General features: G+C 59.4%; 22 protein-coding genes and 3 pseudogenes. 19 read left to right on the top strand and 6 right to left on the bottom strand.

The window, feature by feature from the left end:
* Positions 1-684 precede the first annotated feature (684 nt).
* Both AC3EML_RS08350 and AC3EML_RS08345 read left to right on the top strand, forming a co-directional pair.
* Entirely contained in the window at positions 685-2,013 is a 1,329-nt protein-coding gene (locus AC3EML_RS08350; protein WP_023706359.1) for a dicarboxylate/amino acid:cation symporter, read from the top strand.
* Positions 2,014-2,317: 304 nt separating this feature from the next.
* Positions 2,318-3,349, top strand: a complete 1,032-nt coding sequence (locus tag AC3EML_RS08345; RefSeq protein ID WP_023672231.1) for a LacI family DNA-binding transcriptional regulator — start codon at positions 2,318-2,320, stop codon at positions 3,347-3,349.
* Positions 3,350-4,082: 733 nt separating this feature from the next.
* On the opposite strand, the gene AC3EML_RS08340 is transcribed toward AC3EML_RS08345, so the two are convergent.
* Positions 4,083-5,108, bottom strand: coding sequence for a LysR family transcriptional regulator (locus AC3EML_RS08340; RefSeq protein ID WP_023807977.1), 1,026 nt, complete (start codon positions 5,106-5,108; stop codon positions 4,083-4,085).
* A 237-nt stretch (positions 5,109-5,345) separates the two neighbouring features.
* Here AC3EML_RS08340 and AC3EML_RS08335 point away from each other — a divergent pair, with 237 nt between their 5' ends.
* The 14 genes and pseudogenes from AC3EML_RS08335 to AC3EML_RS08270 all read left to right on the top strand — a co-directional run bounded on the left by AC3EML_RS08335 (position 5,346) and on the right by AC3EML_RS08270 (position 19,443).
* On the top strand, positions 5,346-5,939 hold the full coding sequence (locus AC3EML_RS08335; protein ID WP_488491997.1) for a NodA family N-acyltransferase: 594 nt from the start codon (positions 5,346-5,348) through the stop codon (positions 5,937-5,939).
* Positions 5,936-6,595, top strand: coding sequence for a chitooligosaccharide deacetylase NodB (gene nodB / locus AC3EML_RS08330; protein ID WP_023806351.1), 660 nt, complete (start codon positions 5,936-5,938; stop codon positions 6,593-6,595). The genes AC3EML_RS08335 and nodB overlap by 4 nt, the downstream gene beginning before the upstream one ends.
* Positions 6,596-6,609: 14 nt before the next feature.
* Positions 6,610-7,968: a chitooligosaccharide synthase NodC gene (nodC, locus tag AC3EML_RS08325; RefSeq protein ID WP_023806352.1), complete on the top strand. Its 1,359-nt coding sequence runs from the start codon at positions 6,610-6,612 to the stop codon at positions 7,966-7,968.
* 35 nt (positions 7,969-8,003) lie between these two features.
* Positions 8,004-8,612 (top strand): nodulation methyltransferase NodS, encoded by a 609-nt coding sequence (gene nodS / locus AC3EML_RS08320; protein WP_352520143.1) that lies wholly within the window; start codon positions 8,004-8,006, stop codon positions 8,610-8,612.
* A 35-nt stretch (positions 8,613-8,647) separates the two neighbouring features.
* Positions 8,648-8,881 (top strand): annotated as a pseudogene (locus AC3EML_RS08315) (carbamoyltransferase N-terminal domain-containing protein); the annotation flags it as partial.
* Positions 8,882-8,935: 54 nt separating this feature from the next.
* The gene (nodI, locus tag AC3EML_RS08310) at positions 8,936-9,847 is read left to right on the top strand and encodes a nodulation factor ABC transporter ATP-binding protein NodI (RefSeq protein ID WP_023706355.1); all 912 of its coding nucleotides are present in this window, start codon (positions 8,936-8,938) and stop codon (positions 9,845-9,847) included.
* A gap of 3 nt (positions 9,848-9,850) precedes the next feature.
* The gene (locus tag AC3EML_RS08305) at positions 9,851-10,639 is read left to right on the top strand and encodes an ABC transporter permease (RefSeq protein WP_352522078.1); all 789 of its coding nucleotides are present in this window, start codon (positions 9,851-9,853) and stop codon (positions 10,637-10,639) included.
* Between the two features lie 64 nt (positions 10,640-10,703).
* On the top strand, positions 10,704-11,678 hold the full coding sequence (locus AC3EML_RS08300; RefSeq protein ID WP_023806356.1) for a LysR family transcriptional regulator: 975 nt from the start codon (positions 10,704-10,706) through the stop codon (positions 11,676-11,678).
* Between the two features lie 8 nt (positions 11,679-11,686).
* Positions 11,687-11,946, top strand: a pseudogene (locus tag AC3EML_RS08295) (hypothetical protein); the annotation flags it as partial.
* 165 nt (positions 11,947-12,111) lie between these two features.
* Positions 12,112-12,903: a calcium-binding protein gene (locus AC3EML_RS08290; RefSeq protein WP_352520210.1), complete on the top strand. Its 792-nt coding sequence runs from the start codon at positions 12,112-12,114 to the stop codon at positions 12,901-12,903.
* Positions 12,904-13,295: 392 nt separating this feature from the next.
* A complete protein-coding gene (locus AC3EML_RS08285) occupies positions 13,296-15,029 on the top strand; it encodes a type I secretion system permease/ATPase (protein ID WP_352580024.1) in 1,734 nt (577 codons plus the stop codon).
* A 334-nt stretch (positions 15,030-15,363) separates the two neighbouring features.
* Complete coding sequence (locus AC3EML_RS08280; RefSeq protein ID WP_352520210.1) at positions 15,364-16,155, top strand: calcium-binding protein; 792 nt, start codon at positions 15,364-15,366, stop codon at positions 16,153-16,155.
* A gap of 500 nt (positions 16,156-16,655) precedes the next feature.
* Positions 16,656-18,143 carry a type I secretion system permease/ATPase gene (locus tag AC3EML_RS08275; RefSeq protein WP_352521693.1) on the top strand — a complete coding sequence of 496 codons (1,488 nt, stop codon included), beginning with the start codon at positions 16,656-16,658 and terminating at the stop codon, positions 18,141-18,143.
* On the top strand, positions 18,130-19,443 hold the full coding sequence (locus AC3EML_RS08270; protein WP_352521688.1) for an HlyD family type I secretion periplasmic adaptor subunit: 1,314 nt from the start codon (positions 18,130-18,132) through the stop codon (positions 19,441-19,443). Before AC3EML_RS08275 ends, AC3EML_RS08270 begins: the two co-directional genes overlap by 14 nt.
* A 150-nt stretch (positions 19,444-19,593) precedes the next feature.
* Here AC3EML_RS08270 and AC3EML_RS08265 read toward each other — a convergent pair.
* From AC3EML_RS08265 to AC3EML_RS08245, 5 genes and pseudogenes are all read right to left on the bottom strand, one after another.
* A pseudogene (locus AC3EML_RS08265) lies at positions 19,594-20,654 on the bottom strand (IS256 family transposase).
* Positions 20,655-21,129: 475 nt separating this feature from the next.
* Positions 21,130-22,632, bottom strand: coding sequence for a ThiF family adenylyltransferase (locus AC3EML_RS08260; RefSeq protein WP_023731939.1), 1,503 nt, complete (start codon positions 22,630-22,632; stop codon positions 21,130-21,132).
* Positions 22,629-23,201, bottom strand: a complete 573-nt coding sequence (locus AC3EML_RS08255) for a Mov34/MPN/PAD-1 family protein (protein WP_155927479.1) — start codon at positions 23,199-23,201, stop codon at positions 22,629-22,631. Before AC3EML_RS08255 ends, AC3EML_RS08260 begins: the two co-directional genes overlap by 4 nt.
* Entirely contained in the window at positions 23,152-23,673 is a 522-nt protein-coding gene (locus AC3EML_RS08250) for a hypothetical protein (protein ID WP_023731941.1), read from the bottom strand. The genes AC3EML_RS08255 and AC3EML_RS08250 overlap by 50 nt, the downstream gene beginning before the upstream one ends.
* Before the next feature lies 1 nt (position 23,674).
* Positions 23,675-24,397, bottom strand: coding sequence for a multiubiquitin domain-containing protein (locus tag AC3EML_RS08245; RefSeq protein WP_352521687.1), 723 nt, complete (start codon positions 24,395-24,397; stop codon positions 23,675-23,677).
* 135 nt (positions 24,398-24,532) lie between these two features.
* On the opposite strand from AC3EML_RS08245, the gene AC3EML_RS08240 reads away from it, so the two are divergent.
* Genes AC3EML_RS08240 through AC3EML_RS08230 form a run of 3 tightly spaced genes read left to right on the top strand, consistent with a single transcriptional unit; the run spans position 24,533 to position 25,899 of the window.
* Positions 24,533-24,748: a ribbon-helix-helix protein, CopG family gene (locus tag AC3EML_RS08240; protein WP_352521686.1), complete on the top strand. Its 216-nt coding sequence runs from the start codon at positions 24,533-24,535 to the stop codon at positions 24,746-24,748.
* Positions 24,749-24,752: 4 nt separating this feature from the next.
* Positions 24,753-25,382 (top strand): hypothetical protein, encoded by a 630-nt coding sequence (locus AC3EML_RS08235; protein WP_023808456.1) that lies wholly within the window; start codon positions 24,753-24,755, stop codon positions 25,380-25,382.
* Positions 25,383-25,395: 13 nt separating this feature from the next.
* Positions 25,396-25,899, top strand: coding sequence for a helix-turn-helix domain-containing protein (locus tag AC3EML_RS08230; protein ID WP_023686069.1), 504 nt, complete (start codon positions 25,396-25,398; stop codon positions 25,897-25,899).

Genomic DNA, 25,899 nt, shown 5'->3' with positions numbered 1-25,899 from the left:
GAGTTGATCAGGCGGCGGCGATGTCGCGTGTGAAGGCGCGAAGCTGGCATCGAGTACGACTTCGTAGGCGGTGCCCGCAACTTCTGAATCGCATCGTCTTGGTCAGCACCATCACCAGCCTGGGGCCGAAATCGGCACACTCAATGAGCGTATCGAAAAGTCTGAACAGATTACGATGCGACCGCTTGGAAACGGCTGCCCCTGCTGCGGGCGTTGATTTGCAAAATTGGTCGTCCAAAAGGCCGTCCGAATATCTGATTGCAGTGGCTGCATGGTCGTAGGCTGTCTAGAAACGAGCGCTTCCGAACAGGGGTAAGTTAGCCTGTCATCTGGACGGCCTTGAACAGGCGACCTATTGGTACGCGCTGGCGCCAACGATGGGGCCCGGTCCAAAGCCGGCTAATGAGGAACCCACCACGCTTTTTGCAGCAAAGCCGCTAGCCAGAGGGATCGACCCGCAAGCACTCTGCCAGAGACCATCAAGGGCGTTCGGACCGCGGCCTTGCCCGCTGGTCTGACACCGCATTCCTCCATCATTGGCGAGCCCACGTCAGTTCAGGTGATGCGGATTCATCTGGCATGGGTATTGCGGCGGCGTTGGTGCAGCGTTCGACCGGAGCGCCGCGATAGGGAGAAGCCCGGGAGAAGTCACGCCACCTCGATCCGGTCAGGGAGAGAGAAACAGTGTCAGCTGCACAAGTCCGCGGCGCGAGTCCCGCGCCCCGCAAACCCTTCTACACCAAGCTCTACGCCCAGGTGCTTGCCGCCATCGCGCTCGGCGTCGCAATTGGCTATTTTTATCCGGAGACCGGCGAGAGCCTGAAGCCGCTGGGTGATGCCTTCATCAAGCTGGTCAAGATGATCATCGCGCCTGTCATCTTCCTGACAATTGCGACCGGCATTGCCGGCATGAACGATCTTCATAAGGTCGGCCGGGTCGCCGGCAAGGCAATGGTTTATTTCCTCACCTTCTCAACGCTCGCGCTGATCGTCGGCCTCATCGTCGCCAATGTCGTCCAGCCTGGCGACGGCCTGAACATCGATCCGGCCTCGCTCGATGTCCAGGCCGTGAATACCTATGCCGCAAAAGCCAAAGCGCAGTCGGTCACCGGCTTCCTGATGAACATCATCCCGCCAACGATCGTCGGTGCCTTCGCGGAAGGCGACATCCTGCAGGTGCTGTTCTTCTCGGTTCTGTTCGGCATGGCGCTTGCGATGGCCGGAGAGACGGGCAAGCCTGTCGTTTCCTTCCTCCAGGCGCTCATTGTGCCTGTCTTCAAGCTCGTCGGAATTCTGATGAAGGCCGCGCCGATCGGCGCTTTTGGCGCGATGGCCTTCACCATCGGCAGATATGGCATCGGTTCGGTAGTCAACCTCGCGATGCTGGTCGCGACGTTCTATTTCACCGCCTTCCTCTTCGTGTTCGGGGTTCTCGGCGCAGTCTGCCGCTACAACGGCTTTTCTATTTGTTCTCTCATTCGTTACATCAAGGAAGAGCTGCTGCTTGTCCTCGCAACGTCCTCCTCGGAGGCGGCGCTCCCGTCGCTGATGGAGAAAATGGAGAAGGCGGGCGCCAGGCGTTCGGTTGTGGGTCTCGTCATCCCGGCCGGATATTCGTTCAATCTGGACGGCACGAATATCTACATGACGCTAGCGGCTCTCTTCATCGCACAGGCGACGAACACGGATCTGTCCATCGGCGATCAGGTGCTGCTGCTGCTCGTAGCAATGCTTTCCTCCAAGGGCGCTGCAGGTGTGACAGGTGCGGGCTTCATCACCCTGGCGGCTACGCTCGCGGTAGTTCCGAGTGTTCCCGTTGCTGGGATGGCACTGATACTCGGCATCGACCGATTCATGTCCGAATGCCGGGCGCTGACGAATTGCGTCGGCAACGCAGTGGCATCCCTCGTCGTCGCACGCTGGGAAGGAGAGTTGGACCGAGCACAGATGAAAGCTGCCTTCAGCGGTCATCAGCTTACCGAGGCATCAAACCGGCTACCCTCCTGCAAGTAAGGTGGGCGGCCCACGACCTGTCAAGTCGCTTAGCTGGTCACATAACTGAACGACCGACCCGCAGCCTCTAAACGGCTCCTCACGGACCATGTATCAGAAGCGCTAAATGTGTGAGTGCAAATCGTCACCGCCCTTTAAGCGAATGAGCCTTTCAGTATACCCGGCCGGTTTACGTCTGCAATGATGTTCGTCCAACACGTTGTGCCCATTCGTATGGGGACGTCTTCACTTTGCCACCCGAAACCGAAACGCGCTAGGCGGACAGAGAGCCGGCCCGCGTCAAAAACCAATCAGAATAGGACCTATGACCAAGCGCCCCACGATTGCCGATCTCGCCCGCGAAGCCCGAGTCAGCGTAGCAACGATCGATCGGGTTCTGAACGCCCGCCATCCGGTGCGCGAGGAGACCGCGCGGCGGGTCCACGACGCCGCCCAGGCGATCGGCTATCATGCTGCCGGGCTAATCAAGCAGCGGTTGCGGCGAGACCTACCGCACTACCGTCTGGGCTTCATCTTGAGAAAACCGGCCCAGCATTTCTACCAAGATTTTGCGCGCGAGGTCGAAGCATCGGTCAATTTGGCCCAGTCCTTCCACGGCATTCCGCTCGTCGAATTCGCCCCGTCACATATGCCGAGCGACCTGATCGCGCCGCTCAAGGAGTTGGGCGCACGCTGCCATGCAATCGCGATGGTGGCACCGGACCACCCGAAAATCACAGCAGCGGTTGAGGACCTCAAGGCCAAGGGCATTCCGGTTTTCTCGCTGCTTTCCGACTTCGCCGCCGGCGTGCGACAGGGGTATATCGGCCTCAACAACCGCAAGGTGGGGCGCACGGCCGCTTGGATGGTGTCCAAGGTCGCAAAACGGCCCGGCAAAGTGGCGGTGTTTGTCGGCAGCCATCGTTTCCAGGGGCACGAGCTCCGTGACGTCGGCTTTCGCTCCTATTGCCGTGAGAACGCGCCCACGTTCGAGGTGCTGGATCCGGTCATGAACCTCGAGAAACGGCAGATCACCTACGAGGCAACGCTTGATCTCATGCAGCGGGAGCCCGAGCTCGTCGGCTTCTATGTCGCCGGCGGCGGCATGGAGGGCGCCATCTCCGCGCTCCGAGAAGAGGGCAAAAGTCGGGATCTCGTCGCGATCGTGAATGAAATCACACCTGAGTCTCGGGCAGCGCTCGCAGATAACATCGTCACGATGGCGGTCGCCACGCCAATGCGCCGGCTTTGCCAGGAGCTGATAACGCTGATGACACGGGCTATCGAGACCGGCACCGCTGAAACACCCGGCCAGACATTTCTGCCGTTCGACATCCATCTGCCGGAAAATATATGAAGGAGTCTATCCTAAGCGGGAGTTTCCTTTCATAACGAGAGAAAGTTGAATGATGGTCCCTCCACACGGGTGGGCGCACCCCCGGGCCTTAGCCGCGGCCCAGGACGAAGAGCCAATTGGGTATCGGCGGCGCCTTAAGGCGGAAGCGCGAGGTAGATTGCCTAGATCCGCAGCGTCAACCTCCACCGGCTTTACTGCCAACATGCCCGACGTTCTCGTGAAGGGGGTGTGGTCAATGATCCCGCACGGCAATAGCCGAGCGAGGCCAGCACAGTCCATTTGGGGGTCGACCTCGTCGACCGCCATCTCCTCGCCTGGCTGCACGTGAAAAGCCGCGGCACAGCCGGCAAGGCAGGAATTTAACCGGGCTAACCATCTTCTGGGACTTCGCACGCAAATCGAGGCGGCAGTCAATTCAGTAGCAGCCCGGGCGTGTGTTCTGCTCGTTCCGGCCCCTCGCACTTAGCAAGGAACTGCGCCGCTCTGCCGGGCCAAAGGCCCGACGCCCGAAGGGCAACCGCTCCGACGCGATCGCGTCCGCCTCCAGAAGCCGCCATCGAAAGAATGCTCGCGTCGTCACCACCTACGGCCAAGGCGGGCAATCAAGGCAGCTGGCATCACTCTGCCACACATCCTCGACGAGCAACTCGCCTGAGATCAGCCCCAGAACGTAGGCAACACGCGCCGCGCCGGCGCTTGTCGAGATGCTGATCGGCCCGTCTACAGGGGGCGATTAGGTGGGGCTTAACATCTTCCGGGACTTCGCACGCGATTTCGAGGTGGCAGTCGGTACCAAGAAACGAAAGGTCGGATCGGCGTGCCCGAGACGCTCAATGATTTCAGGCAAAGGCGCCAGGCGAGATGCCTCCTGCAACATCATTTCCCGCATCCACATGCTTGCCGGATCACTATTGTGAAGCTCAGGCCATTGGACGGCTTCCGTGAATGCAGGAGGAGGAAGTGGCGGCGGAAGTTGGACAATCCGCAGGGGTGTTGCTTTTGCGAAATGCTGCGCCAGCCGTAAGGGCATGGTCCCGATGCGGTTGGTGCCTGACAGGACGGGCGGGATCAGGCTAAAGCCCTGTACGACAACTTCGATACGTCTCTCGAAACCGTGCTCGAGCAAATACCATTCCTCCATGGTGGGCTGCCGGGTGTGCCTGAATTTGAGCACAACATGTCCCATGCACAAGTATCGCTCGAATGTAAGTGGCTCCGACAGCTGCTTGTTCGTGCCGCAGCCTACGCCTACGAGCTTATCTTCGAACAGGGCTGCGCGAGGATGTTTCGACATGAACACTTCCGGCATGATCAGAAAATCAACGTCGCCGCGCCGGAGAAGCTCCTCGGGGTCGTCGCAAATAGGCAGACATTCAAAGCGAACGGCGGGAGCTTCCTGCGCAGCGCGCTCTACTATCTTCCTAAAAAATACGAGCGTGATGTAATCGGAAAGCATGATTCGGAAGAGACGATCCGATTGGGCCGGGTTGAAGGCGTCGGGGGAAATAATCGATAGCTGGATGTGCAGCAATGCGTCCCGGACTGCTGGGGCGAGCCCGTCGGCGCGCGGCGTCAAAATGAGCTCGCGGCCGTTCATCGTAAATAGCTCATCGTTAAAATAGGCGCGTAGCCGAGCAACGGCGGCGCTCATGGCCGGCTGGCTCAGGTTGATACTGCGAGCCGCGGCAGTGACTTTACGCTCCCTCATCAGAGCGTCCAGCACAACGAGGAGATTTAGATCCAGCCCTTTAAAACGCATGTCATGTTCTATCCAACGTGTGGATGCGTATCATTCAAACAATCAATTTTACGAATTTACGAGCCATGCATTAGAGGAACGGAAAGTGAGCGACGTCAAGCTCAAATCGACGACACGGGCCGGAACTCGAGAGAGCGTCTGGCTCACCTTCGCCAACGACAACGGCTGAGTGCAGCCACCAACGCCGCTTTGGTCGAGTAATGCGGCCGCAAAAACCAATATGAAGAGAGGTCCTGAATGCGCCATCAGGTGCAGTGGAAGTTGTGCTGGGAAAACGAGTTGCAGCTCTCCGATCACGTTAAGCTCGCCGAGTTCTTTCGTGATACGTACGGGCCGACTGGGGCGTCCAACGCAGAACCGTTCGAAGGTAGTCGAAGCTGGGCCGGAGCCAGGCCTGAACTCCGCGTAATCGCCTATGATTTAAGCGGTGTAGCGGCTCACATGGGCATACTGCGCCGTTTCATCAAGGTCGACGCGGTCGACCTGTTGGTGGCTGAGCTGGGCCTGTACGGGGTACGTCCGGACCTTGAGGGTCTGGGAATCGCCCATTCAATCCATGTCATGCTTCCAATACTGCAGGAGCTTGGCGTTCCATTCGCTTTCGGAACGGTCAGGGACGCGCTGCGGAATCATGTTGAGAGGTTCGGACGGCGATACAGCCCTATGGCCGTTTTGTCGGGAATTCGCGTGCGCTCCACCCGACCAGAGGCCCGCCTCGACCTGCCGCCCACACGCATCGATGACGCACTCACCATTGTTCTGCCAGTTGGACGGCCGATCAGCGAATGGCCCACGGGCACGATGATAGATCGGAACGGACCAGAGCTATGAGCTGGTCCGATTGCTTGTACGAAGTGCGCCGTGAGTGCTCTGACGGCACCGGCCGTCGAAGCGTTTATCTGACGTTTGACGACGGTCCCAATCCACTTTTCACACCGGAGATTCTCGACGTGCTGGCAGAGCAGCGGGTGCCGGCGACTTTCTTCGTCATCGGCGCCTACGCCTTAGAGCACCCAGATCTAATCCAACGGATGATCGCAGAAGGGCACGAGGTAGGCAACCACACGATGTCTCATCCGGACCTGTACCAATGCGGTTTCGGCGAAGTGCAACGTGAGGTCTTTGAAGCGAACGACGCCATCATGAGAGCGTGCCCGCAGGCCTCGGTCCGCTTTGTTCGCGCGCCCTACGGCGCCTGGAGCGAAGAAGTCTGCACAGCATCACAGATCGCCGGGCTGGCGGCCCTTCATTGGTCCGTCGACCCTCGAGATTGGTCTCGCCCTGGAGTCGAGGCGATTATTGATAGAGTGCTCGCCTCTGTCCGGCCGGGCGCAATTGTACTCTTGCACGACGGATGCCCTCCCGGCGAGTTGAGCCAGGGCGCTCACGCCGGCATGCGCGACCAGACGGTCACGGCGCTGTCCCGGCTGATTCCAGCACTGCGTGAGCGCGGATTTGTAATCCGCTCACTTCCTCAACATCACTGAACAAACGAGATCCCATGACACTTCTTGGTACAACCAGCACTGTGGCCATTTCGCTTTATGCACTGCTCTCGACTGCCTATAAGAGCATGCAAGGGCTTTATGCTATGCCGACAAAGGATTCGTCGGCATTGGAGGTTCTCGTCGGCTCCGACAAACTGCCCAGCGTGGATGTCATCGTCCCCTGCTTCAACGAGGATCCGCGCACGCTTTCAGAGTGCCTGGCTTCCATTGCAGACCAAGAATACGCCGGAAGACTTCGGGTCTATTTGGTTGATGACGGTTCTGGAAATCGCGAAGCCTTAGGAACTGTCCACGAAGACTACGCGCGCGACCCCAGGTTCGACATCATTTTGCTTCCCGAGAATGTTGGAAAGCGCAAGGCGCAGATCGCCGCGATACGCCGCTCATCAGGGGATCTGGTGCTTAACGTTGATTCAGACACGGTACTCGCACCCGACGTCATTTCCAAGCTTGTACCGAAGATGCGAGATTCAGCGGTCGGCGCAGTCATGGGTCAGTTGACGGCCAGTAACCGAACCGAGAGCTGGCTGACCAGGCTGATAGACATGGAGTACTGGCTGGCTTGCAACGAGGAGCGCGCGGCACAGGCTCGCTTCGGTGCCGTTATGTGCTGTTGCGGCCCATGTGCCATGTACCGCCGGTCTGCGCTCCTTTTGTTACTGGACCAGTACGAGTCGCAATTTTTTCGGGGCAAGCCAAGCGACTTCGGTGAGGATCGCCATCTCACTATCCTGATGCTGAAAGCAGGCTTTCGAACCGAATACGTTCCGAGCGCCATCGCGGCCACAGTCGTTCCGAACAGACTCGGACCGTATCTGCGCCAACAACTCCGTTGGGCACGAAGCACATTCCGGGACACGCTGCTTGGGCTGCGCTTGCTGCCTAGCCTAAATAGCTATCTCACGTTGGACGTGGTCGGACAGAATCTCGGCGCGCTACTCCTCGCCCTATCGGTATTAACGGGCCTCGCACATTTCGCACTGACAGGCACTGTGCCTTGGTGGACAGGACTGATGATTGTGTCCATGACCATGCTCCGATGCAGCGTGGTAGCATTTCGTGCTCGACAATTTCGATTTCTTGGCTTTTCGCTGCACACGTTCATCAACGTCTTTCTCTTGCTTCCGTTGAAGGCCTACGCGCTGTGTACCTTGAGCAATAGCGATTGGCTGTCACGAAGCTCTGCTGTCGCTACATCGAACACTGGGGGAAAACAGGCCCCCACCCAAACTCCGATCACTGGTTCCAGCAGGGCAGAATTCTCGCCCCATTCGGCTCCGCTTCGCAGGCTCAATCTTGCGCGGGATTCTTCGGAATTAGTCCTGTCGGACAACATTTGCGGCGACGAGTGATCGCTACTTACCTGATGGACGAGAGGTGCACGAGTTTGACCCAGAACGCGAATCATCAGTTGCTTGATCGGGAATTGGCCGCAGACGATCCGTGGCGCCTCGACGGCAATCCGTTCGAGCAGAAGCGCCACACGCAAATGCTCCAGCTGGCGCTTGCCCAAGGCTCCATTACAAATGCCCTCGAAGTCGGGTGCGCTGCCGGCGCATTCACGGAAAAACTAGACCCCTACTGCCAAGGGCTCACCGTCATCGATGTCGTGGCGCAAGCGATTGCTCGAGCACGTCAACGGATAAAGGAGCCGTCGCGCATCAACTGGATAGTCTCCGATGTTCAACAGTTTTCGACCAACGAGTTGTTTGACCTGATCGTTGTGGCGGAGGTCCTCTACTACCTCGGAGACATAGCCGAGATGCGCGCGGCCGTCAAAAACCTGGTGCGGGTGCTTGCGCCAGGCGGGCATCTGATCTTCGGATCGGCAAGGGATGCTAATTGCCGTCGCTGGGGTCACGCCGCTGGTGCTGAGCCGGTCATCGCCATGCTGAACGAAACGTTGATCGAGGTAGAGCGTCTTGAGTGTCGGGGCGAGTCGGTCAACGAAGACTGCTTGCTCGTCCGTTTCCGGAACCCGATTTCCGCTTCCTGATGAATTGAATCTATCGCCGTTAACGTGGAGACACTATGCGCATCTGTGGTACCAAGCTGACCCATGATGGGGCGATCGCCCTGGTCGAGGATGGACGGCTCGTCTTCTGCGTTGACCAGGAAAAGCGGCACAACGATCCGCGTTACCAATCCATCGATAATCTCGACGCAATTGTTGCCGCTTTAGCGGAGCAGCGGCTAGATCCTTGTGATGTCGATCAGTTCGTTATCGACGGCGGGGATGGCGAAGACGAGTCACAGTTTCAGGTCGGCAGGCAACCAAGCAACCGCCAGTTTTGTCGTCCCTCTCGGTAAAATGAACCCATGTCCATGGTAGCGATCGACCTTACTGACGTAAGCAAAACTTATGACAAGCTCGTTGTCGACAGGCTGTCGTTCCGCGTTGCGGCGGGGGAATGCTTCGGGCTCTTGGGACCGAACGGCGCGGGCAAAAGCACGATTGCGCGTATGGTCCTCGGCATGACATCGCCTGATGCGGGGAAGATTACTGTGCTCGGCGCTCCAGTGCCGGCGCGCGCGCGTTTGGCACGTATGCGCATCGGCGTGGTCCCGCAGTTCGACAATCTTGATGCCGCGTTCACTGTACGCGAGAACCTGTTGGTGTTCGGGCGCTACTTCCGGATGAGCAGACGCCAGATCGATGCGGTCATACCATCGCTGCTTGAGTTCGCCCGCCTCGAGAACAAAGCGGATGCGCGCGTCGCCGAACTGTCCGGCGGCATGAAGCGGCGCCTGACGCTCGCGCGTGCGCTGATCAATGACCCGCACTTGCTGGTGATGGACGAGCCGACCACCGGCCTCGATCCGCAGGCCCGCCACCTGATCTGGGATCGGCTGCGATCGCTGCTGGCGCGGGGCAAGACTATTCTTTTGACTACCCATTTCATGGAAGAGGCCGAGCGGCTGTGCGATCGGCTGTGCGTTATGGAGGAGGGGCGCAAGATCGCCGAAGGTCGCCCGTCCGAACTCATTGACGAGCAGATCGGCTGTGACGTGGTCGAGGTCTACGGCGGCAATCCGCATGAACTGGGTGCGCTGATCCGGCCGTACGCACAGCGCATCGAGGTGAGCGGTGAGACGCTTTTTTGCTATGCACCCGATCCGGAGCAGGTGCTGGCGCAGCTACGCGGGCGCACGGGTCTACGCCTTCTGCAGCGTCCCCCCAATCTCGAGGATGTGTTTTTGCGGTTAACCGGGCGCGAGATGGAGGACTGAACAATGGGCGAACGTTATGCGGCGGGCATGCCCGCCAATGCGTGGAATTGGGTCGCGGTTTGGCGCCGCAACTATCTTGGATGGAAGAAAATCGGGCTTGCATCGGTTCTCGGCAACCTCGCCGATCCGATGATCTATCTGTTCGGTCTCGGCTTTGGCATCGGAACAATGATAGGTCCTGTTGAGGGCACTTCGTACATTGCGTTTCTCGCGGCTGGCATGGTTGCCACAAGCGTGATGGCATCGGCGACCGCTGAAACGGTCTACGGGAGTTTCGGCCGCATGGGCGACCAGCGCACCTGGGAAGGAATGCTATGCACTCAGCTGACGCTCGGCGATATCTTACTCGGCGAATTGGCGTGGGCAGCCACGAAGGCCCTCATGGCGGGCACAGCAATCACTATTGTTTCCACCACGCTCGGATACGCATCGTGGCCATCCATCCTCTGCTTGCTGCCAGTCATCGCTCTCAATGGCCTCGCCTTCGCGAGTCTAGCGATGGTCGTCACGGCGCTTGCGCCCAGCTATGAATATTTCATATTTTATAATACGCTTGTTATTACACCCATGCTGTTCCTTTGCGGCGCGATGTTTCCGGTCAACCAATTGCCCGGCGCTTTTCAGTATGCTGCCTCCTTATTGCCGCTCGCACATGCAATCGACCTCATTCGTCCAGCGATGCTTGGCCGTCCGATTGACAAAATGGGCCTGCATATCGGCGCGCTTTGCATATACACGGTTTTGCCCTTCTTCTTTTCGATTGCTCTTTTTCGTCGAAGGCTGATGCGTTGACGCTACTCACCATTCGAATTGGATGTTTGGGCGCAACCCATTCACACGCCGCCTAGATCAAGACATGCGTTTTAAAGGACTCGATCTGAACCTCCTCGTTGTGTTGGACGCTCTGGTCAGGGAACGTAAAGTCACCGCGGCGGCCCGCAGTATTAACCTGAGCCAGCCGGCAATGAGCGCCGCCGTTGCTCGGTTACGCGCCTATTTCAGCGATGAGCTATTTACGATGAGCGGCCGCGAGCTCATTTTGACACCGCGCGCTGAGGGGCTCGCCCCAGCAGTCAGGGAGGCATTGCTGCACATCCAGCTATCGATTATTTCCTGGGACGCCTTCAACCCAGCCCAATCGGATCGTCGCTTCCGGATCATCCTTTCCGATTACATCACGCTCGTATTTTTTAAGAAGATCGTAGAACGTGCTGCGCGGGAAGCTCCCGCCGTCCGCTTTGAATGTCTCCCTATTTCCGACGACCCCGAGGAGCTTCTCCGGCGCGGCGACGTTGATTTTCTGATCATGCCGGAAGTATTCATGTCGAAACATCCTCGCGCAGCCCTGTTCGAAGATAAGCTCGTATGCGTAGGCTGCCGCACGAACAAGCAGCTGTCAGAGCCACTTACATTGGAGCGATACTTATCGATGGGGCAGGTTGTCCTCAAATTCGGGGACACCCGGCAGCTCTCCGTCGAGGAATGGTATCTGCTTGAGCACGGTTTCGAGAGACGTATCGAAGTTGTCGTACACGGCTTTAGCCTGATCCCGCCCGTTGTATCCGGCACCAGCCGCATCGGGACCATGCCCTTACGGCTGGCGCAGCATTTCGCAAAAACAACACCCCTGCGGATTGTCCAACTTCCGCCACCACTTCCTCCCGCATTCACGGAGGCCATCCAATGGCCTGCGCTCCACAATAGTGATCCGGCAAGCTTGTGGATGCGTGAAATGATGTTGCAGGAGGGATCTCGTATGATTCCTTTGCCTAAGAGCACCGGACGTCTCAGTTGTCCGCAAATTGAGAAACTGCTCCCCCCTCGACTATGAGAGGAGGCATGGATGGCGATTGGAATTGGGAGATTCCTGCATTGTCGAGAACGATGTGGAGAGAGCTGATGCTTCAGCCTAAGAGGTAGCAGCGATGCTGCGGCTGCATGAACTTGGCTGGTGGAGCGAACCGATGGGCGAAGGAATTCGGGTGCGCGCGCAACACGGTGCGTCGGTATCTCCGCCACGGCGGGACCGTTCCGTTTGGTAAACCTGTTCGGCCGACCGCGTTGACGGGCTGGACGATTGGCTGCGAGAGCGCTTGTTTCCGGTCCCCGCCGCCTGCGAGCCCGCAACTGCTCAGCAGAAGGGCGAAGCGAACGAGAGTGCATCCATTTCGTAAATGTGTGCCTATCCAAGCAATCGATTTCTCCAATTGTCCGATGACGAATATGAACGACTCAGGCAGGGACATCATTAGGAGTATTTTTCGATGGCAAACATTATCGAGGGTGGCGCGGGTGCCGAAACACTCATCGGCACCGAGCGTGAAGATTGGATGGAGGGTTTCCAGGGCGGTGACTGGATTGACGGTCGTGGCGGCAACGACGAGATCTCGGGTGGCGCGGGCAGTGACCGAGCCATCGGCGGCGAGGGTAACGACCGCATCTTCGGCGGAGATGGCTGGGACGATCTCTCCGGCGACAACGGCCGCTTCAACGCGCGCGTCTCCGGTGAGGACAATGACAGGCTCAGCGGCGGTCCCGGCCAGGATGTCCTCTACGTGGGTGACGGCCAGGACACGTTGACCGGGGGCACCGACAGTGACACGTTCGTGTTCCAGTTCCACAATCCGGTGCCTGGGGTTGTCGGGTCGACGTCGGACATTACCACTATCACCGATTTCAACCCGGCGGAGGACAAGTTCGCCTTCGATGCGGTAGGCCTCTACAACGACGGTTTTGGCGCGAACTTCGTCAACAACGCCAGCATACAGTCCGGCTACCCGGTGAGCAGCTTCTACAGCGGTGCGGCCTCGGGTGCGAACGGCGAACACGTCGTGGTGATCACTGGCGAATCTTTCAACTCTGCTAATGAGGCGGCGAGTGCGATCTCCGGCGAGCACGCCGGCGACATCATTGTCTACCAAAGCAGCTACGCTGACAGAGTTGCAACTCTGGCCTATGTCACCGCCGACGGCAGCGCGCACGAGTTCGCCCACCTGGGCGGTGTAGTCACCGTGGCCGACCTAGGCCTGACCGCGTCGGACTTCACCTTCGTTTGATCCAGAAACCCATACGGAACCGCGCCCGCCCCGCCCCCTGGGCGGGCGCTTTCCCGTTCCGCTACTTGCCTGGGCCGGGGCGCCCGAGGGGCGCCCGGGAGCAGTCGCAGCGTGGATAGCTTGACCAAGCCCTGCGCGTCGCGCTGGTCGTGCACCGAAATCTCCTGAAGGTGTGGAGGCGGAAGCCTGTTCGGGCCCTTGCGGCCGACCACGATGAATCCCTTCCAAACCTTCAGCCGGACGGTGTTGTTGACCCGCTCCATTAAATGCCGGGACCAAACATATTCGGCGGGAGCACTGATCCTGGACCAGCAAGCGGATGCAGTCGGTTGCCGGTCGGGGAGCAATATAGGGAGCCGGGTCGCCAGCCTCCGGAGACTTACGTGACAACCATTCCAAAGGATTCAGCTTTGAGACCCTTCCCTCTGACTTCCGCGATTTGGGGCATTGTGTTGATCAGCGGCGTGGTCAACGTGCTTGCGCTGATCTCGCCGCTGTTCATGCTTCAGGTCTATGACCGCGTTCTGGCAAGTGGCAGCGTATCCACGCTAGTGGGGCTCGTCGTGCTTGCTGCGGGGCTTTATGCGTTCCAATGCCTGCTCGACATTTTGCGCGCCCGCGTGCTGCTGCGGATTGGCGAGCGTTTCGATGGTCAGTTTTCCGGACGCGTTCACGATGCGATCGTTCGCCTTCCGCTTTCAACGCGCATGCCGGGCGACGGCTTGCAGCCGCTTCGCGATCTCGACAATGTTCGCGGCTTCTTAGGTGGAAACGGTCCGACAGCGTTCTTCGATCTGCCATGGATGCTGTTTTATCTCGGCATTTGCTTCCTCCTTCATTTCTGGATCGGCATGACGGCACTTATCGGGGCGGTCGGTCTCACATCTCTGACACTCCTTGCCAACACTCTCTCGCAAGGGCCGATAAGCGATACCGTTGCCCACAACATGGCACGCAATGGTCTGCTGCAAGCAGCGCGTTGCAATGCCGAGGTCGTGCAAGCTCTCGGTCTTGGAAAGCGGATCGCTGCCCGATGGCAAAAGGCCAATGCCAAGTGTCTGGCCGCCAACCGGAAAGCTGGGGACGTGGCAGGTGGGCTGGGTGCCATTTCAAAGTCGCTGCGCGTGCTGCTGCAATCGGCCATTCTTGCCGTCGGTGCGTACCTTGTGGTCAGGGAAGAGGCTACGGCCGGGGTCATGATTGCCAGTTCGATCATGATGGGGCGTGCGCTGGCTCCGGTCGATCTCGCCATTTCAAGCTGGAAACCCTTCCTCATGGCGCGCCAGGGTTGGGCGCGGCTGGAGGACCTCTTGGAAAAGGTTCCTGAAACCGCTCCTGTCATGCTAATGCCTGCACCTGAACGCGAACTGCGCCTCGAAAGCGTGACAATCGTTCCGCCCGGCGAAAGCAAGCCGACCGTGACCGGCATTGCGTTTGCCATTCAGGCGGGAAGCGCACTCGGGGTCATCGGTCCATCGGGCTCGGGCAAGTCGACACTCTCGCGCGCCATCGTCGGCGCATGGACGCCGGTCGCCGGGAAGGTTCGCATCGACAGCGCAAGCCTCGATCAATGGGACCGGGAAGCACTAGGCCGTCACATCGGCTATCTGCCGCAAGGTGTTGAACTGTTCGACGGCACCATTGCCGAAAACATTGCTCGTTTTGAAGATGATCCTGACCCTGAGGCTATTGTCGCCGCGGCGAAGGCAGCGGGCACGCACGAACTGATCCTCCGATTTGAGCACGGATACGAAACTCCGATTGGTGAGGCCGGATCGGCACTTTCCGCCGGGCAGCGCCAGCTTATCGGTCTTGCCCGTGCCCTTTATCGAGACCCTTTCCTTGTTGTGCTGGATGAACCCAATGCCCATCTCGATGCGGAAGGCGAGGCTGCAGTCGTTAATGCGATCGCCTCCGTGCGCGAGCGCAAGGGCATTGCGGTTGTCGTCGCCCATCGGCCGAGCGCCATCCGCGCCGTGGATTTGGTGTTGGTGATGGAAGGTGGACGGCAGCGATCATTCGGTGCGCCTTCCAAAGTCCTGAAGGCCATCGAGTCTACACAGGATAACGTGGCAGAGCGCGCTGACATGGAGGATCCCGGTGTCCGGCATTCACCAGAACAATGACGTTCCGAGCTCCATTCGCCGCCACTTCCCTTGCTCGCAATGGGCAGTGCCGGCGCGACTCGGCAACACATCCCCATGCCCGTTCTTCCGAGGGCGGCTCAACCAGAACGACCGGTTACAAAGTTTCCTGGACCGTTCTTTGAGTGTGAATGTTCGGCCGATTGCCTGGGCGCGTCCCCGCCGCCTGCGAGCCCGCAACGGCTCGGCGAAGGGCGAAGTGAACGAGAATGCATTCATTTCGTAAATGTATGCCTATCCAAGCAATCGATTTCTCCAATTGTCCGATGACGAATATGAACGACTCAGGCAGGGACATCATTAGGAGTATTTTTCGATGGCAAACATTATCGAGGGTGGCGCGGGTGCCGAAACACTCATCGGCACCGAGCGTGAAGATTGGATGGAGGGTTTCCAGGGCGGTGACTGGATTGACGGTCGTGGCGGCAACGACGAGATCTCGGGTGGCGCGGGCAGTGACCGAGCCATCGGCGGCGAGGGTAACGACCGCATCTTCGGCGGAGATGGCTGGGACGATCTCTCCGGCGACAACGGCCGCTTCAACGCGCGCGTCTCCGGTGAGGACAATGACAGGCTCAGCGGCGGTCCCGGCCAGGATGTCCTCTACGTGGGTGACGGCCAGGACACGTTGACCGGGGGCACCGACAGTGACACGTTCGTGTTCCAGTTCCACAATCCGGTGCCTGGGGTTGTCGGGTCGACGTCGGACATTACCACTATCACCGATTTCAACCCGGCGGAGGACAAGTTCGCCTTCGATGCGGTAGGCCTCTACAACGACGGTTTTGGCGCGAACTTCGTCAACAACGCCAGCATACAGTCCGGCTACCCGGTGAGCAGCTTCTACAGCGGTGCGGCCTCGGGTGCGAACGGCGAACACGTCGTGGTGATCACTGGCGAATCTTTCAACTCTGCTAATGAGGCGGCGAGTGCGATCTCCGGCGAGCACGCCGGCGACATCATTGTCTACCAAAGCAGCTACGCTGACAGAGTTGCAACTCTGGCCTATGTCACCGCCGACGGCAGCGCGCACGAGTTCGCCCACCTGGGCGGTGTGGTCACCGTGGCCGACCTAGGCCTGACCGCGTCGGACTTCACCTTCGTTTGATCCAGAAACCCATACGGAACCGCGCCCGCCCCGCCCCCTGGGCGGGCGCTTTCCCGTTCCGCTACTTGCCTGGGCCGGGGCGCCCGAGGGGCGCCCGGGAGCAGTCGCAGCGTTGACAGCTTGACCAAGCCCTGCGCGTCGCGCTGGTCGTGCACCGAAATCTCCTGAAGGTGTGGAGGCGGAAGCCTGTTCGGGCCCTTGCGGCCGACCACGATGAATCCCTTCCAAACCTTCAGCCGGACGGTGTTGTTGACCCGCTCCATTAAATGCCGGGACCAAACATATTCGGCGGGAGCACTGATCCTGGACCAGCAAGCGGATGCAGTCGGTTGCCGGTCGGGGAGCAATATAGGGAGCCGGGTCGCCAGCCTCCGGAGACTTACGTGACAACCATTCCAAAGGATTCAGCTTTGAGACCCTTCCCTCTGACTTCCGCGATTTGGGGCATTGTGTTGATCAGCGGCGTGGTCAACGTGATTGCGCTGATCTCGCCGCTGTTCATGCTTCAGGTCTATGACCGCGTTCTGGCAAGTGGCAGCGTATCCACGCTAGTGGGGCTCGTCGTGCTTGCTGCGGGGCTCTATGCGTTCCAATGCCTGCTCGACATTTTGCGCGCCCGCGTGCTGCTGCGGATTGGCGAGCGTTTCGATGGACAGTTTTCCGGACGCGTTCACGATGCGATCGTTCGCCTTCCGCTTTCAACGCGCATGCCGGGCGACGGCTTGCAGCCGCTTCGCGATCTCGACAATGTTCGCGGCTTCTTAGGTGGAAACGGTCCGACAGCGTTCTTCGATCTGCCATGGATGCTGTTTTATCTCGGCATTTGCTTCCTCCTTCATTTCTGGATCGGCATGACGGCACTTATCGGGGCGGTCGGTCTCACATCTCTGACACTCCTTGCCAACACTCTCTCGCAAGGGCCGATAAGCGATACCGTTGCCCACAACATGGCACGCAATGGTCTGCTGCAAGCAGCGCGTTGCAATGCCGACTTGCGCCTGCAGGTGCAATCGGCCATTCTTACCGTCGGTGCGTACCTTGTCGTCAGGCAGGAGGCTACGGCCGGGGTCATGATTGTCAGTTCGATAATGATGGGGCGTGCGCTGGCTCCGGTCGATCTGGCCATTTCAAGCTGGAAACCCTTCCTCATTGCGCGCCAGAGTTGGGCGCGGCTTGAGGACCTCTTGGAAAAGGTTCCTGAAACCGCTCCTGTTGTGCCTATGCCTGCACCTGAACGCGAACTGCGCCTGGAAAGCGTGACAATCGTTCCGCCCGGCGAAAGCAAGCTGACCGTGACCGGCCTTGCGTTTGTCATTCAGGCGGGAAGCGCACTCGGGGTCATCGGTCCATCGGGCTCGGGCAAGTCGACACTCTCGCGCGCCATCGTCGGCGCATGGACGCCGGTCGCCGGGAAGGTTCGCATTGACAGCGCAAGCCTCGATCAATGGGACCGGGAAGCACTAGGCCGTCATATCGGCTATCTGCCACAAGGTGTTGAGCTGTTCGACGGCACCATTGCCGAAAACATTGCTCGTTTTGAACATGATCCTGACCCTGAGGCTATTGTCGCCGCGGCGAAGGCAGCGGGCACGCACGAACTGATCCTCCGATTTGAGCACGGATACGAAACTCCGATTGGTGAGGCCGGATCGGCACTTTCCGCCGGGCAGCGCCAGCTTATCGGTCTTGCCCGTGCCCTTTATCGAGACCCTTTCCTTGTTGTGCTGGATGAACCCAATACCCATCTCGATGCGGAAGGCGAAGCTGCAGTCGCTAAGGCGATCGCCTCCGTGCGCGAGCGCAAGGGCATTGCGGTTGTCGTCTGCCATCAGCCGAGCGTCATCCGCGCCGTGGATTTGGTGTTGGTGATGGAAGGTGGACGGCAGCGAGCATTCGGTGCGCGTTCCAAAGTCCTGAAGGCCATCGAGTCTACACAGGATCACGTGGCAGAGCGCGCTGACATGGAGGATACCGGTGTCCGGCATTGATCAGAACAATGACGTTTCAAGCTCCATTCGCCGCCACCTGGTGGCGGGCCTTCTGGCGAGCGTGATCTTTGTGGGAGGAGCCGGAGCCTGGGCGACCTTCACGAATCTCTCCGGTGCGGTTGTAGCGTCCGGACACTTTGTCGTCGTTTCCTATGTCAAGAAGGTGCAGCACCCGACTGGCGGGGTGGTCGGAGAAATCCTGGTGCGCGAAGGGGATAAAGTAAAAGCCGGCGACATCCTCATGCGGCTCGATGCTACCCAGACGCGCGCTAATCTCGCCATAGTCACCAAGCGGCTCGATGAGCTGGCCGCCTACCTGGCACGACTCGATGCTGAGCGTGACGATCTCGCTGAAATCGCCTTCCCGGACTGGCTACTCGCCCGAAGAGATGTTCCAGACGTAGCTTCGGCAATAGATAGCGAGACGCTGCTGTTCGAATTCCGCAGGCAATCCCGCGACGGGAAGCAGGCGCAATTGGCGGAACGCATTACTCAATATCACCACGAGATCGAAGGACTCAAGGCGCAGGAAATTGCCTGTGAAAAAATGATCGAGGTTCTCCAAAAGGAAATTGCTGTTCTAAGTGGGCTGCGCAAGAAAGGCATTGTCTCGGACCAACGGTTGAACAGCCTGAAGATCCAGGTTGCCACTTTCGGTGGCGAGCGCGGTGAGAAGATCGCAGATCAGGCACAGACGGCAGCCCGCATAGCCGAAACGCGCCTGCAGATCCCGCAGATCGATCAGGATTTCAAGTCGGAAGTCGGCCAGGAGCTCAGAGAGGTTCAGGCGCAGGTCGGGGAGTATGTTGAGCGCAAGGTGGCGGTTGAGCAGGAACTGCGGCGGATCGATATCGTCGCGCCGCAGTCAGGCGCCATTCAACAACTCGCAATTCATACGGTCGGCGGAGTGATTACGCCCGCCGATCCGATCATGCTAATCGTGCCGGAAGGCGACGATCTTGCGCTTGAAGTACGAATCACCCCGAAGGACATCGACCAAATCCAGCTTGGTCACAAGGCCGTGCTGCGGATGTCAGCCTTCAATCTGAGAACCACGCCGATATTGAACGGATATGTCAGCCGGATCGCAGCCGATCTGGCGACGGATGAAAAAAACGGCATTTCGTACTACCTGGTGCACCTGTCGGTTCCGCAGGCGGAACTGACGAAGCTCAAGGGCCTGACGCTCGTGCCCGGTATGCCGGCCGAAGCGATGGTCGAGACGGGCGAGCGTACGGCGCTTTCCTATTTCGTGAAGCCGCTGTCGGACCAAATCAGTCGGACATTCCGGGAGGAATGAAATAACCCAGAGAAATGAGTCTTGGCCATGGTGGCGTTCCTTCGCGGGAATCAGGTGAAGTGAACAATCACCAGCCTGCCATGACCGCCCCCTCTCAGCGAATTTGGTTGTGTGCGTCAAGTTCTGCAAAATGGGCGATCATGAAACTGGTCATGCGGCTTGGCGCAGAGCGAGCTTCTTGTGCTCGCGCAGATCATCCATGTTGATATAGCGGTTGGCCTCCATCCAGTTTTCGTTGGTTTCGGCGGCCAGCGCCCTGACCAGGCGCAGGCAGCTTTCGGCGTTCGGGAAGATGCGCACGACATAGGTGCGCCGGCGGATTTCCTCGTTGAGCCGTTCAAGCATGTTGGTGGACTTGAGGTGCTTGTGATGCTGACGCGGCAGCCGGAAGAAAGTCAGCGTCTGTTCTATGGCTTCTTCCGCCCAGGTGGTCAGCCGCGGGTAGCGGGCGGACCATTTGGACAGCCACGCGGCGAGATCGGCCTTGGCCTCGGCGAGATCGCGCCGGTCGTAGAGCCAGCGCAGTTCCTGCAGACAATCGTCGCCGTGCTTCCTGGGCAGGTGATCGAGCGCGTTCCTGAGGAAGTGGACGTAGCAGCGCTGCCATGCTGCTTCCGGGATCACCTCGCCGATCGCCGCGACCAGGCCGGCATGGTCGTCGGACACGGCCAGTTCGACGCCCTTGAGACCGCGTCGTTTCAAGCCGACGAGGAAGTCCTTCCAGGCCGAGCGGCTCTCGCGATTGGCCATCTCCACGGCCAGGATCTGCCGGCGCCCGTCCCAGTCGATGCCGACCGCGATCAGCACCGCCTGGCTCATCACGATGCCGGCTTCGCGCACTTTCTCGTAGCGGGCATCGAGAATGAGGTAGGGGAATGGCTCCTGAAGCGGTCGTTCGGCAAACGCCTTCAGGCCCGCTCCGAACGCTGGTAGCGCTCGAACAGCTCGGTGGAGAAGTGACCCGCCCGGTCCTGTGGAACCCGCAGCTCAAGCTTGCCCACCCGGGTGACCAGGGTGCGGCCGTAGTAACCCGAGCGATACCCAAGGCGCTCAGGCGTGCGTTCGCCCTTCGAAGCACCCAGCGCCTCCTCCATCTCGGCCTCGAGAACCTCCTGCATTACCGCACGGATCACTTCGTGCAGCCCCTCCGGGTTCGAAAGCAGAATGTCTTTGACGGCAGCGCTGGTCGATTTACCTTCTGTCTTGGTCATGGTGGCGTTCCTTCCAGGGAATCGGTGACGTTGAACATCACCAGCCTGCCATGACCGCCCTCTCTCAGCGAATTTGCAGAACTCTCAGCACACTACCGCGAATTTGCAGAACTCTCAGCACACTACCGGGACGGCCTTGTCCGGCGAGGTCATACTGCGAATGTCCCATATCGTTTCTCCTCAGGCCGCTATTGGCCAGAGCACAAACGTTCAGGAGGGGGGCCGGGAGCCGACCGTCTACTTTTGGCAACCCTTGCCTTGGAAGCCGCCGAAGAATGGATAGCGTTGAACAAGTGCAGCGCCCTCTGTGTCGCTTCACCTTGCGGTACCAAAGGTCCAGAAGGTCAGTTGTCTGTTCAGCGATGAGGGTACCGACGCGACTCTGGGGTGGCGTGCCTGCCCGGGTGGTGGCGTATCAGGGCCCAAATGTTTCGGTAGTGTCCAAGGGGACCGAGTTATCGACCGCGGCCAAGTACTAGCCGAGTTTCGCCGGAGAACCGGCCTCACGGACAACACAGCAATGCGCGCAACCGCTCCGTCGCGCAGTCACCGTTTTAGCCATCGACAAGTTCTTGAACTGGAGAATTGTCTTGGGTTGCAAGTTCACATCTGAAGACAATCCCGATGTAACTCGAAATAGGCTGGCTGCGGCCATCGTGGCGGCCGCCATGGACACGAACGAAGCCGAAAACTCCGGAGGCATCCGGTCTACGAAGCTCTTGACATCGCTTTCTCCCAACTGTCCGCATCTGGGCTCGGCAGAAGCGAGATAGGACAAGGCTGCATCAAGGTTTTCGACCTGTCCGGCCAATTCCTTCCGTCGTTCTTCCGGCGACATTGCCCGTAGGGCCGCTTCCCGGGCAGCGGCCTTGGCCCTTCCGTCGTCAGGCACGTTCCAACAGCCCAGGCATTCGGCTTGTTCGACGAGGCCGTATATCACCGCTTGAGCCCTTAAGCCGTCTGTACTTCCGCCCACGACGACGCGGGGGCACAGACCCTGGATGTCCTGACGGGACGTATTGATGTCCACGGCCGATACCACGAGTTCGTACGAGTCCCGCGCTTCCGCCAGATCGAGCTTCGGATGCAGGCCTGACCGGCTCGAGAGGATGTAATCCCGAAGCGTTCCGGAATGTTCCAAGCCCCCCAGTCCGCTGAAGGTCCTGTATCGCTCCACGGCCTCGACCTTAGGTCGGTCGAGATCGTCGAGGCCGGCCAAAAAGCACCGGTTAAGATTGGTGCCCTCGAGGTCGTGGCGGTCGTGATCGATGGTAACGAGGAATGAGCTTGCCAATTCGCTGGCGCCCAACACCTGGATGATCCCCTGACCGACGGCGCCTGCCCCGACGACATACAAAGGGGGCAAGCGCGTGTCCGATACGGCTGGACCGTCTTCCAATACTTCCCAGCGGCCGGATTCCCCCGACCACAGGGAATACGCGTCATCCCGGGCGAAGCGTCCTTTCTTCAAGCCTTTGGCGTGCTTGAAGACCTCGCCTGCTGCCAAGGCCGCTGCCAGGTATGGGCCGAGGCAATCGCGCCGGCCGAAAGAACCACCGAAGGCTCGCGGAGCGGAGCCGATCCAGGCTTTCCACCCCTCTCCCCAAACATAGATGCTCGCGCCTCCACGCATCTGACCGGTCATATCTATGGTCAAGTCCTCCACGCCATCGGGTGGAAGCACCGGTATCCGCCCGCCGTTGGCCCAGGACGCGAGGTTCTCGACGGCCTGGAAGGCATTTGCCGGACCGGCCCCGTTCGGCGTGACGACCGTCATCTCGCCTTTTACCGCGACCCGGATCGAACCGACCAAGCCATGCAGCCTAGCCAGTAGATTGACGAGACAGACCAGAAGGTGTTGGCGATTGACTGCCCCTGATACGTCGCCGGCACGAATGAGGATCGTTTTAGGCGACGCGACGTCCCCCAAACCATCCAACGGTCGGGAATGACGATCCCCCAATGCCAAGCCACTCATCGGAAATCCCTTCTGTCCACTGCCGGTGCGGCGATCACCTCAAGGCGGCCATGGACCTGCCCTGGGGATAGCATGTGCCAATAATCGTTCTGCCACTCGTGCACGCCGATGCCTTGCGGCCAGGGCGCGGCCGGGACGCCGTATATCGGGAATACGAGCGAAAGAATCCGGCGGCTCGAAATCATGCGGTCATCATATCGCGAGTGTTCCGTGCCCATGCCGGGATGGCTGTGAATCTGAGCCAAGGGCTTCCACCCTTCGGGCAGATCGCGCACCATTTCGCTGATCGCATCCGGCTCCACATGATAGTTTCCGGGCATAGATCGCTGCGTGGGCGCCCGGACCGATCGCACAAGGGCGGTATCGCCGTCCCGCTCGCCGTACCAGAAAACACACGATTCCCGGCGGCCTGCGCGCTGAAGCAGTTCGCTTGTCGCCGAAATCGCAGTCGGAGGTAAGCGAAGGACGGATCCGATCGGCACATAGGGCCCGGGTGCCGGGTCGCGCCACAATAGGTATTCATCCTGCATGACGATCGAATCTTCCCGAATAGTGGTTGCGGAAAGCACGTTCGATCGCCACCAACGTATGATTAAAGGTATCGCCCGTGCGCCAGAGGGTGGTGTCTTCGCCGCCGTGATTGACGTCGTAGTATTCGAACACAGCGGAACAGCACACGAGCTGGATCTTTTGCCCGCTGGGGTTCTGGTAAGCCGGATGGACGTGGACCTCCGGCGAGGTCAGTTGGGGCAGATGGTGCTGTTCGGCTAGGCCGGCGTAGTCAAGGGTCGCCGGATTGACGAACCTGGCGCTGGGCGGCCAGTCCGAACCGGCAAGAAAATCGAGCCGGAGAAGATACTCTTCGGTATTTCCGCCGAAAGTGCCGCGCATGGGGACAAGCAGCGTCCGGTCCGATGGCCGGCTCCAGCCGAGCTCTTCTATCGTCTGGCCCCTGAAGGACAGCACCCGCGGCAAGTGCTGGCCTAGCACTTGCGTGCCTGCCTGCAGGTCAATGGTGGGCCGGACGCCATGCGATGCCATTTCAGGCCCCCCCGGTCCTGGCCGCGATCTCGAACTTCTTGTCGCACAAACCTTCCTGCTGGGCCGTCTCGAGAGGAAGGCCGAGGTGGTCCATCAGGCTCACTGTCCCGACGTCCGTCTCGGCCTGGAACACGTCACGCTCGTTGCGCATGACGTCGAGCTCCTCGTAGGCCCGGTCCCAGATCGACTGCAGAGTAGTACCGGACTCGACCTTGAAGCGCACCGTTTCCAGTTCACCCAGGTGCTTGACGCGCACCGTCTGCTTCTTTGGCCCCGCAAGCTTGCCCGCCTTGAAGCTTTCGACGCCATCTTCATCCAGGTCGATGACGTCGTCTTCATCGAGGGGAAAGTCGGGCTCGTCCGTCTTTTCCAGATAGATGCTCTTGTCGGCAGCCACGCCCTTCAGCTTGCGCAAGGTTCCGGCCGTGATGAAGCGCGCGGGCCAATCCAGGGGGCCGCCGGCGAAGGCAAGCCGGTAGGATCGGTCGCTCAGGGCGACGATAAACCGCTGTCCGTCGGACAAGGGCACGGATTCGCGGCTGCGGACGTCCTCAAGTTCGCCGTTGTCCCGCATCTGCAGGACATAGCTGTAATCGTCGGACGAAAACCCCGCGGCGAGGGCGATCTGGTCCCCTGAGGGGGGCTGGTCATTTACGGGAACCGCGCGGAACACCAGGTCGGTGCCGGCGATATGGATGCTGCGAATGGGATCGCTGTCGTTCATTTGGTTTCTCCTGCGTCTCGATATCACATCAAATAGTAGCTATTTCTTAGCTAGTCAATACGTGATGTGTAGCTATTAATTGTTGACTAGCCTCGTGGATAATGATATGAACGCGCGACCGTCAAGGAGGACCCTATGGTTGAAAAACGTACGATGACGCTGAATTTGAGTTCGCAGGAGATGGATCTGGTCGATCGCCTCGCCGATGAAAAAGGTTTGTCCAAGACCGCCCTAGTCCGACAGGCCCTCAGGCTCTACCAATCCATCACGGACAGAATAGAACGCGGCGAGAAGGTATTCTTCGAACACCCTTTCACCAAGGAAAAGGCCGAGCTCATGATGCTGAACTGAAGCCATGTCGGGTAGCCTCATCGGTACCTACGACCTGTTAGACCGTCGGACCGGCAAGTTCACGGAATCCCATCTCCTCAGCCCCGCGGATGCCGGCAATGTCGCCGATATAGACGGCTCGTGGCGCCCGCTCATGGAAGCCAGGATTGCGGAACTGAAAGCCGCCGGCCAATACAACCTGCAATTCCTCGGCGATAACGACATCCAGGACGCTCATTGGCGATGGTCCGAGAAAGTCGACATGGCGTCAAACCGGCTTGACCGGCAGTCGTTCGCGATCGTGGCGGAAGGTGCCACACAGGGCCTGATGCTCGTGACGACTGCAGGTTTTGCCAAAGAACCCTCGCAACGCGGCAAGCCGCTGGTCACGGTGGACCTGCTAGCTACCGCGCCTTGGAACAGACCGCGTTTCGATGCGTCCCCTCGTTTCAAGGGCGTGGGGCGCATCATGATGGTTGCCGCGATCAGCTTGAGTGTTCAAGAGGAATTCAGGGGACGGGTAGGCCTGCACGCCTTGCCACAGGCCGAAGCTTGGTATCGAGATGTGGTTGGAATGACCGACCTGGAAATCGACGACACGCGCATGCGCTACTTTGAGATGACCGAAGCACAAGCGCGCGCCTTCCTCACTTAAACAGAAGGAGCAGATGATGGAGATGCTTATCTCACGCGACTGGCTCCGGCGAAAGATCGAGTCCGATCCGGATACGGACCATGACGCGGGATGGCCGTTGGAAGCCATCGACAATATAGGGATGTTCCTGCCGTCCGAACTTGTGTCGGACGCGGGCAACGTGGTCGAAATGAAGCACGCCTTCGGGGTCTTCATACGCCAGTTGAGACGACGCGACCAATTGTCGGTTGAAACCTTGGGCGCAAAGGCGCGGGTGGAGGCCGCCGAGATCAGGTTGATCGAACGGGACCCCAACTACAAACCCAGGCCGAGGACCGTTCACCAGTTGGCCGAGTTTTTTAGGATGCCGCCACGAGCGCTGATGAAGCTCTCTGGCGCTACTGTTACTAGAGACGAGGTCCTGCAGGAAGAGGCCCAGAAGTTCGCGGCTAAGTCCGATGATTTGTCCAAGCTCAGTAAGCACGAGCAACAGGTCTTGGACAGTTTCGTCAAGTTTCTGGTGCTGGGGCAGAAATGA

The sequence above is a fragment of the Mesorhizobium sp. P170090 genome (genome assembly GCF_057786115.1).
Note: the sequence above shows the minus strand (reverse complement) of the source record. Positions and strands in the feature narration are given on the sequence as shown.